The sequence below is a fragment of the Caulobacter sp. AP07 genome (assembly GCF_000281955.1).
GTDB lineage: Bacteria > Pseudomonadota > Alphaproteobacteria > Caulobacterales > Caulobacteraceae > Caulobacter.
The window spans coordinates 1-9,695 of the sequence record NZ_AKKF01000192.1; the positions used below are offsets into that span (position 1 = coordinate 1).

At 68.0% G+C, this 9,695-nt stretch carries 7 protein-coding genes; 2 read left to right on the forward strand and 5 right to left on the reverse strand.

Features of this window, described 5'->3' with window-relative positions; genetic code table 11:
* On the reverse strand, positions 1-1,209 hold a 1,209-nt coding region (locus tag PMI01_RS16825; RefSeq protein WP_202948093.1), incomplete at its 3' end, for an L-fuconate dehydratase.
* Positions 1,210-1,679: 470 nt separating this feature from the next.
* Positions 1,680-4,442, reverse strand: coding sequence for a TonB-dependent receptor (locus PMI01_RS16830; protein WP_007671513.1), 2,763 nt, complete (start codon positions 4,440-4,442; stop codon positions 1,680-1,682).
* Between the two features lie 262 nt (positions 4,443-4,704).
* Between PMI01_RS16830 and PMI01_RS16835 the strand changes: the two genes are divergently transcribed.
* Positions 4,705-6,603 (forward strand): alpha-L-fucosidase, encoded by a 1,899-nt coding sequence (locus PMI01_RS16835; RefSeq protein WP_007671514.1) that lies wholly within the window; start codon positions 4,705-4,707, stop codon positions 6,601-6,603.
* Positions 6,604-6,668: 65 nt separating this feature from the next.
* Positions 6,669-7,463, forward strand: a complete 795-nt coding sequence (locus PMI01_RS16840) for an IclR family transcriptional regulator (RefSeq protein WP_238537075.1) — start codon at positions 6,669-6,671, stop codon at positions 7,461-7,463.
* A 44-nt stretch (positions 7,464-7,507) separates the two neighbouring features.
* On the opposite strand, the gene PMI01_RS16845 is transcribed toward PMI01_RS16840, so the two are convergent.
* From PMI01_RS16845 to PMI01_RS16855, 3 genes are all read right to left on the reverse strand, one after another.
* Positions 7,508-8,347, reverse strand: coding sequence for a fumarylacetoacetate hydrolase family protein (locus tag PMI01_RS16845; RefSeq protein WP_007671524.1), 840 nt, complete (start codon positions 8,345-8,347; stop codon positions 7,508-7,510).
* Positions 8,348-8,372: 25 nt separating this feature from the next.
* A complete protein-coding gene (locus PMI01_RS16850; protein ID WP_007671525.1) occupies positions 8,373-9,128 on the reverse strand; it encodes an SDR family oxidoreductase in 756 nt (251 codons plus the stop codon).
* A partial coding sequence (locus tag PMI01_RS16855) for an amidohydrolase family protein (protein ID WP_007671535.1) occupies positions 9,121-9,695 on the reverse strand: 575 nt, incomplete at its 5' end. The genes PMI01_RS16855 and PMI01_RS16850, both read right to left, overlap by 8 nt.

Consider the following 9,695-nt stretch of genomic DNA (forward strand, 5'->3'; position numbering starts at 1 on the left):
CTTCATCTCGATCGAGAAGCCGGGGGCCTCCGGCGGCATGTAGGCGGCGTCGCGGATGACGCAGGGCTCGACGAAGTGTTCGTGCAGGTGATCGACATATTCGATGACCCGCCCCTCGCGCGTTCCCGAGAAGCACAGGTAGTCGATCATCGACAGGTGCTGGACGTATTCGCACAATCCCACCCCGCCGGCGTGCGGGCACACCGGCAGCTCATACTTCGCCGCCATCAGCAGCACGGCCAGGACCTCGTTGACGCCGCCCAGCCGGCAGGCGTCGATCTGCACCACGTCGATCGCGCCGTTCATGATGAACTGCTTGAACAGGATGCGGTTCTGGCACATCTCGCCGGTCGCGATCTTGACCTCGCCGATGCCGGCGCGGATCCGGGCGTGGCCGTAGACGTCGTCCGGGCTGGTCGGCTCCTCGATGAACCACGGCTTGGCGAAGGCCAGGGCGTTGACCCAGTCGATGGCCTCCTCGACGTCCCACACCTGGTTGGCGTCGATCATCAGGGTGCGGTCGGGGCCCAGCACCTCGCGCGCGATGCTGACGCGGCGGATGTCGTCGGCGCGGTTGGCGCCGACCTTGAGCTTGATGTGGCGAAAGCCCGCGTCGACGGCTTCCTGGGCCAGGCGTCGCAGCTTGGCGTCGTCATAGCCCAGCCAGCCGGCCGAGGTGGTGTAGCAGGGGAAGCCTTCGGCCTCGAGGATCTCGACGCGCTGGGCCTTGCCCTCGGCGCGGGCTTCCAGCAGCGCCAGCGCCTCGGCGGGCTTGATGCAGTCGGTCAGGTAGCGGAAGTCGATGGCGCGGACCAGCTCGGCGGGCGACATGTCGGCCACCAGTCGCCAGACCGGCTTGCCCTCGGCGCGGGCCCACAGGTCCCAGACCGCGTTGACGACCGCGCCGGTCGCCAAGTGCATGGCGCCCTTGTCGGGGCCGATCCAGCGCAGCTGGCTGTCGCCGGTCAGGTGACGCCAGAAGCGGGCCGGGTCCTGCTTCACCCAGTCCAGGTCGACGCCCACCACCAGATGGCGCATGGCCTCGATCGCCGCGATGCAGATCTCGTTGCCGCGCCCGATCGTGAAGGTCAGGCCATGGCCTTCCAGCCCATCCTGATCGGTCTCCAGCACGACATAGGCCGCCGAATAGTCCGGATCGGGATTCATCGCGTCCGAGCCGTCCAACGCCAGGCTGGTGGGGAAACGCACGTCGACCGTCCGCAAACCAGTAATTCGAGCCATCAGGACTGGGCCCCTCTCGGGCTATGGACGCAGGTCAAGGCGGTGATCTCCAAGGGTCGCGTTCGGGGTCGTGGCGCACGCGGAGGACGACGATTCAACGATGATTTCGTATATGGAACATACATTCGCATTTGAAATACAGTCAACACCCTTGCGAACGGTGAGCACGGACCTGTACCGCGACGCCAACCACCCGACGACGCGCTTTCGGGGCTAAAATCAAAGACCAATCCCCGAAAAGGTAGCGATAACATCGTCGCGGATTGTTACGACAAATGCAAGCGCATTTGCATTCTACTTTTACCAATGAACCAAGATGGAGCTCGGCGCTTCGCGGGCGAACGGCGCAAGGACGGCCGGCCGGCCCAGGCCGGGAGACCCGGCCACCCCTTCGAAAGACGTGACGGCGCGGCCCCCGGGGAGGCCGCGCCGGACGCTTAGAACTTCGCGCGCACGCCGGCCGTGAACCTGCGGCCGACATTCTCGTAGCCGCGGCTGTAGCCGTAGGCGTTCTGGTCGATCCGGGCGCTGTCGGTCAGGTTCTGACCGTCGAGGGTCAGGCTGATGCTCTTGGTCAGGTCGTAGCTGGCCGAGAAGTCCACCTGCCCGTAGGACTGGCCATAGCTGCCGTCGCCGAAGGTCGAGGTCGTGCTGTTCACGAACTTGCTGCGGAAGTTGTAGGCGAGGCGGGCGCTGAGACGGCCGTTCTCGTAGTAGCCGACCAGGTTGTAGCTGTACTTCGAGACGCCGGGCAGCGGCAGCGGCGGCCCGCCCTTCACCGTGGAGACGTCGTCGGCGTCGATATAGGTGAAGTTGGCGATGACCCCGAAGTCGTCGAACGGACCCGGCAGGAAGGTCAGCGGGGCCTGGACGCCCAGTTCCACGCCCTTCAGCTTGCCGCCGGCGCCGTTGTCGGGCTGCGAGATCGTGAAGGTCCGCGGCACCAGCGCCCCGGTCTCGGTCAGGGTGACGTTGATGTCCTGGGTGCGACTGGTCGAGACGACGAAGTTCTGGACGTCCTTGTAGAACAGCGCGGCGCTGACCAGGCCGCCCTGGCCGAAATAGTATTCCACCGACACGTCCAGCTGCTTGGCCCGGTACGGGTCGACGTTGGGGTTGTTGATGGTGATGAAGCTGGTGTTGGCGTTCACCGTCGTCGACGGCGACAGGGTCGACATCGTCGGACGCGACATCACCTTGGCCACGGCGGCGCGCAGCACCAGGTCTTCCCGCAGGTTGTAGCGAAGGTTCAGGCTGGGCAGCCAGTCGTGGTAGGCGCGCTTGATCGACACCGGCGTGACGCTGGGCAGGGTGGTGGTCGACGAGCCCAGCGAGAAGCGGATCTGCGTCAGGTCCGGGGCGTAGCCGGCCGAGTCCTGGTCGGTGTGCACGTAGCGCAGGCCGACATTGCCGGTCAGCCGGTCGTCGCTCGTCGCGAAATCGGCGCGGAGGTAGGCCGAAGCCTCCTTCTCGCCCACCGCATACTCGTTGGCCAGAGCGCGGACCGTCGGCGCGACCTTCAGGATGGCGTCGAGCGGCGCCTTGGCGAACAGCAGCGCCGGATCGGCCGACAGGAAGGTGCTCGGATATTTCACCGGGCCGTCATAGCCGTTGAAGAAGTGGTCGAACGAGTAGAGCCGCATCAGGCTGGAGGCGTCGAACGACGGACCGTCGACCGAGGCGACGACCGGCAGGCCCAGCAGGCCGGCCAATTGCGTGGCGGTGACCTTGATCTGGCTGGTGCCGAACTCCTGCTTGCGATCCGAGTAGCGCGCGCCGGCCTTCACGCCCCGCAGGAAGCCCTGGCCGGTGTCGTAGGCCAGGTCGAGCTTGGTGTCCCAGTTGCGGTCGTCGATCGGCCGGCGATAGTCGCCCGACAGCCCGATGCCCTTGAAGTTGCCCGGGTTCAGCGGGTCATAGCCGCGGGTGAAGCTGAACTGTGGGAGGTTCTTCGGATCCTGGCGGAAGTCGTAGGAGGCGCTGGCGCGCCCCAGCACCGTCGGCACGAAGCTGTCGAACAGTTGCTCGGCCTTCGAATAGGAGCCTTCGCCGTTCACTGTCAGGCGGCCGAAGTCCAGCTTGAAGCCGGTCCCTGCCGATTTCAGCGTGTTGTAGGTGTTGGAGACGGTGTTGGTGTTGCGATAGTCGACGCCGTCGGCGTCGAGGTAGATGACCCGGCCGTTGGCGTCGAGCACGCTGTCGCGGATGCACCCGCCCGGCCCCACGCCCTGCTGGGCGGTCGGGCAGATGATGCTGGTGAACCGCAGGGTGTTGATCGGCTGGCTGAGCTTGGTCTCGTACTTCGAATAGAGGAAGTCGCCATACAGCTCGATGCGGTCGGTCGGCCGCGCCTGGAACCCACCGATCGCGGTCACGCGCTTCGAATTGCCCAGGATGATCCGGGTGCCGGCCTCATGGTTGAAGCGTATGCTGTCGTTGAAATCGCCATCCCGGTTGTAGTCGAGCTTGGGCGTGCGGGTGTTCTCGACGCCGTTCTCGAAGCCGAAGCCGCGGAAGGTGTCGGACCGGAAGTCGCGGCGCTGGTAGTTGACGCCCAGGCTGACCCCGAACTTGTCGGAGAACAGGTGATTGACCAGGACGGCCACCTGCGGCTCGATCTTCTGCGACTTCTGCTCGTACAGGCCTTCGGCGCTGATCGCGATGCGGTCGCGACCCAGGTCCAGCGGCCGGGCGGTGTTGATGTTGACCGTCGCGGCCAGGCCGCCGCTGAGCTGATCGGCCGAAGGGGTCTTGTAGACCTCGACCGAACTGACGAAGTCGGAGGCCAGGGTGGCGAATTCGAAGCTGCGACCGCCGCTCGGGGTGGTCAGCACGCGGCCGTTGTATAGGGTCTGGGTGAAGTCCGGGCTGAGGCCGCGGACGCTGATCCGCGAACCCTCGCCGTTGGTGCGGGTGATCTGCACGCCGGTGATGCGCTGCAGGGAATCGGCCAGGTTCTGATCGGGAAACTTGCCGATGTCCTCGGCCGAGATGACGTCGCTGATCACCGCGGCGTTGCGCTTGATGGTCGCGGCCTTGGCCAGGCTTTGGCGAAAGCCGGTGACGATGACCTCGTCGACCGTGCTGTCGGCGGCGGCGGGCGGTGGCGGGGCTTCGGCGGCTTGAGCGTGGGCCAGCCCCGGAAGCAGGGCCATCAAGGCCAGCGCCGAGACCCCTCCAATGAGCGAACTCTTTTCCAACGTCATATCCTCCCCATCAGCGCTTGCCGCGCATTTTGCATATGGATTTTATGTTCGTATTTAAAATTGCTGTCAACTCGTCGGCGAGAATTCGGGCGCAACAATATGAAATTCGACTTGCACATATAAATTCATACTGCCTATCTAGGGTCGCGGCCTTTGGGGGGACCGGCTGAACGGACCCGGTGACGGCGACTCGGGCCACCCGGCGGGCCAAGACCCGTTCGGCGGTCGCCACTTCGAAAATTGAGGAAAAGGTCGGATGAAGAACCTTCGCATCGCGGCGCTAGCCTTGCTGGTCGCGCCCACCCTCGCCCTCGCCCAGACGCCGGACCCGACCGCCGACCAGCGCCGAAGCGCCGAGGCCAACGAGCCCACCGGGATCGGCGCGCCGGCCGCGCGCGACGCCCAGGCCCTGACCCGCGCGCGGGACGGATGGTGGACCCAGGCCCAGCAGACCCGCGACCAGCGGCTGCAATGGTTCCGCGACGCCCGCTTCGGCGTCTTCGTGCACTGGGGCCCCTACTCCGTGCTCGGCGGCCAATGGGAAGGCCGGCCCAATCCCGGCTATTCCGAGCACATCATGCGCGTGGCGCGCATCCCCCGCGAGACCTACAAGAGCCAGGTCGCCGCCAAGTTCCGGCCCGACGCCTATGACGCCCGGGCCTGGGTCAAGCTGATGAAGCAGGCCGGAGCCGGCTACGTCATCCTGACCGCCAAGCACCACGACGGCTTCGCCCTGTGGCCGTCCGACGCCAGCGACTACAACATCGCCAAGGTGTCGGGCTTCCAGCGCGATCCCCTGGCCGAACTGGTCGCGGCGGCGCGGGCCGAGGGCCTGAAGGTCGGCTTCTACTACTCGCACGCCTTCGACTGGGAAGACCCCGACGCCCCCGGCAACGACTGGGACTACGCCAATCCCGGCGGCGACAAGAAGCTGAACGGCGTCGACTGGTGGAACAACGACCCGAAGTTCCTGGTCAACACCCAGCGCTATGTCGACCACAAGGTCATCCCGCAGCTGACCGAATTGATCGGCCGCTACCACCCCGACATCCTGTGGTTCGACACCCCCGGCAAGCTGCCGTTCTTCCAGCAGGCCCAGGTCGTAGAGGCGGTGCGCAGGCTCGATCCGAACGTCGTCATCAACGGCCGGGCCGCGCGCACCGCCGAGGCCAATCTCGGCGACTTCCTCGACACCGCCGACCGGCCGGCCGAGCTGCGTCCCACGCCGGGCGACTGGGAAGCCATTCCCACGACCAACGAGTCGTACGGCTACAACGCCCTGGACCACAGCCATAAGAGCGTGGCGCACTTCGTGCAGCTGATCGCCAAGGCGGCGGCCAAGGGCGGCAACATCCTGCTCAACATCGGCCCGAAGGGCGACGGGACGATCGACGCGCCCGACGCGGCGATCCTGGAGGGCGTCGGCCGCTGGATGGCCGTCAACGGCGACAGCATCCACGGCTCGACGCGCACGCCGCTGGACCGCCAGGCCTGGGGCGACAGCACGGTCAAGGGCGACCAGCTGTATCTCCACGTCTTCGACTGGCCCAAGGGCGGAACCCTGCGGCTGGGCGGCCTGCTGAGCCCGCCCAAGAGCGCCTACCTGATGGCGGACAAGACGCCGGTCACGTTCCGCCGCGTGGGCGCCAGCGACTACGAGTTCAGCCTGCCCAAACAGGCGCCCGACGCCGCCGACAGTGTCATCGTCGTCAAGACCGACGGCCCGGTGCGGGGCGAGGCCGGACGCCTGATCGAGACCCGCTGGGGCGGCAACCAGCTTCTGGCCTTCGACGCCCAGGCCCGCGGCGCGGGCTTCACCTATGGCGACGGCAAGACCGCGCGCTTCTATGTCGACGGGCTGGAACGGGCCGGCAACAGCCTGGCCTGGCCGGTCCGGGCCACGCAGGCCGCCCCGGTCAAGGCCAGCCTGCGCTACAGCACGCCGGGCCCGGTGGGTCCGAACGCCCGCTTCGTGCTGCGCTACGGCGCCACGACCCTGTCGGCGCCGATCACCGCGACGGCCTCGCCCACCGACCTGCGGCGCCTGGATCTGGGCGTGCTGCCGCTGGGGGCCGGAGGCCTGGCCGACCTGACGCTGTCCATCGAAGGCGGCGACGCGCCGGTGCACGTTTTCGATTTGCAACTGGAACGATGATGAAGGTCCCTTCCGTTCGCCCCCGCCGATCGGCTATCCCTTTGCCCATGACACGGGAGAAGCCGGTGGCGGGCGTATTGAGCAAGGGCGGGATCGACGGCGACGACGAGCAGCGCTACCGGGCGCCGGCCCTCGAAAAGGGCCTGGACATCCTGGAGCTGATCTCGCGGGCGTCCGAGCCCATGTCGATCGGCATGATCACCCAGGCGCTGGGCCGCTCGACCGGCGAGCTGTTCCGGATGATCCAGGTGCTGGAATATCGCGGCTTCATCGAGCAGAGCGGCGCCGGCTATGTGCCCACGGCGCGGCTGTTCGCGCTGGGCATGGAGCAGGCCCCCGTCAAGTCGATCCTGGAAGTGGCGTTGCCGGTCATGCGCAAGCTGGCCGAGGACGCCGAACAGAGCTGCCACCTGGCGCTGCGGGCCGACGGCGACATCGTCGTCGCCGCGCGGATGGAGTCGGCCGGGCTGATCGGCTTCTCGGTGCGCATCGGCTATCGCCAGCCCCTGGTGCTGACCGGCTCGGGCACGGTGCTCTACGCGTTCCAGTCGCCGGCCACCCGGGCGCGCTGGGAGGCCGCGTTCGATCCCGACCTGCCGGCGGAAAAACTGGCGGCCTTCCGGGCCCGCGCCGACCGCGTCCAGGCCAACGGCTATGACGAGCATCCCAGCGACGTCGTGCCCGGCATCGTCGACCTGGCCGCGCCGGTCCTGCGCGGCGACGTCGCCGCCGCCGCCCTGACCATGCCCTTCGTGCGCAAGGTGCCGCTCAACGTCGAACAGGGCCACGCCCTGCAGATGGTGCGGGAAGCCGCGCGCGTGATCTCGTCCGAACTGGCCTCGAGCGACGTGCGGGTCTGACCGCCCGGTGATGGGCGCCGGCCAGCGGCCGACGCCCTCCGCGATCAGCCCGCCACCACGACCTGGTCCTGCTGGCCAAGACCCGCGATGCCCAGCGAAACGCGGTCGCCGACATCGAGCCAGACCGGCGGCTTCTGCCCCAGACCCACGCCCGGCGGGGTGCCGGTGGTGACCACGTCGCCCGGCTGCAGGCTCATGAACCGGCTGAGATAGGACAGGATGAAGGCCGGCCGGAAGATCATCGTCGACGTCGACCCGTTCTGATAACGCTTGCCGTTGACCTCCAGCCACATGTGCAGGTCGTGGACGTCCGGCAGTTCGTCGGGCGTGACCAACCAGGGACCCAGGGGTCCGAAACTGTCGCAACCCTTGCCCTTGTCCCATTGCGACGACTGCATCTGGAAGGCGCGCTCGGAGACGTCGTTGCAGACGCAGTAGCCGGCGATCGCCCTCGCCGCCTCTTCTTCCGACACATAGGCGCAGTGGGCGCCGACCACGAAGGCCAGCTCGACCTCCCAGTCCAGTTGCGTCGAGCCGCGCGGCTTGAGGATGGGGTCGTTGGGGCCCGACAGGGCGCTGGTGGCCTTCATGAAGACCACCGGCTCGTCCGGGATGGCCGCGCCGGATTCGGCGGCGTGGTCGGCGTAGTTCAGGCCGATGCAGATGAACTTGCCGGGCCGGGCGACGCAGGGTCCCAGCCGCGTATCGGCGGCCACCGCCGGCAGGCTGGCCGGGTCGATGGCGCGCAGGCGGTCCAGGCTCTCCGGCGCCAGCGTGGCCCCGTCGACGTCGGCGATCACGCCGCTCAGGTCGCGGATCACGCCATCGGCGTCGAGCAGGCCGGGCCGCTCACGGCCCTCTTCCCCAAAGCGTAGCAGTTTCATCAGAGGTCTCCGAGTTTCGAGGAAGCTACATCACCCAGCCGCCGTCGATGACGTGCGTCTGGCCGGTGGTGAAGGCGGAAACGTCGGAGGCCAGGTAGAGCGCCAGGCCGGCGACCTCCTCGGCCTTGCCGACCCGTCCCATGGGCTGGCGCGCGACGAAGGCGCTCCAGGCGGCGTCGTAGTCGCCGGTCGCGCGCAGGCGCTCGTGCAGCGACGGCGTCTCGACGGTTCCCGGGCAGATAGCGTTGCAGCGCACCCCCTGGGTGACGAAGTCGGCGGCGACGGCCTTGGTCAGGCCGATGACCGCGGCCTTGGTGGCGCAATAGGCGAAGCGGTTGGGCACGCCTTTGATCGAACTGGCCACCGACGACATGTTGACGATGCTGCCGCCGCCCTTGGCGATCATCCCCGGCAGGACGGCGCGGATCGTGCGGTACATCGCCGTGACGTTGAGGTCGTTGGCGAACGCCCACTCCTCGGGCGAGCAGTCGAGGATCGTGCCGCCCGACACCACGCCCGCGCAGTTGAACAGGATGTCGAGGTCGCCAGCCTGGCCGATCACCTCGCGCACCATCGCGTCATCGCGCACGTCCAGTCGGGCGATGCGGCAGCCGTCCAGGTCGGACAGGGCGTCGAGATTGACGTCGGTGGCCCAGACGGTCGCGCCCTGGGCCGCGAACAGTTCGGCGGTGGCCCGGCCGATGCCCTGGCCGGCGGCGGTGATCAGCGCGGTCTTGCCGGCCAGCGAGCCCAAGACGGCCGCCTGCGTTGGGTCAGTCATAATAGTGGTCCTTGAGTCCGTAGAGCCGGGCGGCGTTGCCGCCCATGATCGCCGCGCGCTGCGTCTCGTCCAGCGGCGCCAGCAGGCTTGAGGTGATGTCCAGCCACGCCGCGTAGTCGCCGGCCAGGGTCAGGACCGGCCAGTCGCTGCCCCAGACGATCCGCTCGGCGCCGAAGGCGTCGAGCAGCACCGATACGACCGGCCGCAGGACCGAAATGTCCGCGCCGGGGGGCGCCTGCGTCAGCAGGCCCGACAGCTTGACGCTGGCGTTCGGCGCGGCGGCGACGGCGCGGATCTCCGCCTCCCAGGCCCGCAGTCCGGCCGGCGTGAAGGTGGGCTTGCCGGCATGGTCGAGGACGATGCTCAGGCGCGGATGGCGCTCGGCCAGTTCGGCGACCACGTCCAGTTGGTCGTCCCGCACCAGGGCGTCGAGAACCAGGCCATGCCGCGTCATGGCCTCGAGGCCCGGCGCGACGGCGCGGCCCAGGATCCAGGCGCGGTCCTCCAGGTCCTGCAGCATCGGCCGCAGCCCGACCAGGCCCGACCGCCGCGACAGGCCGGCGACCC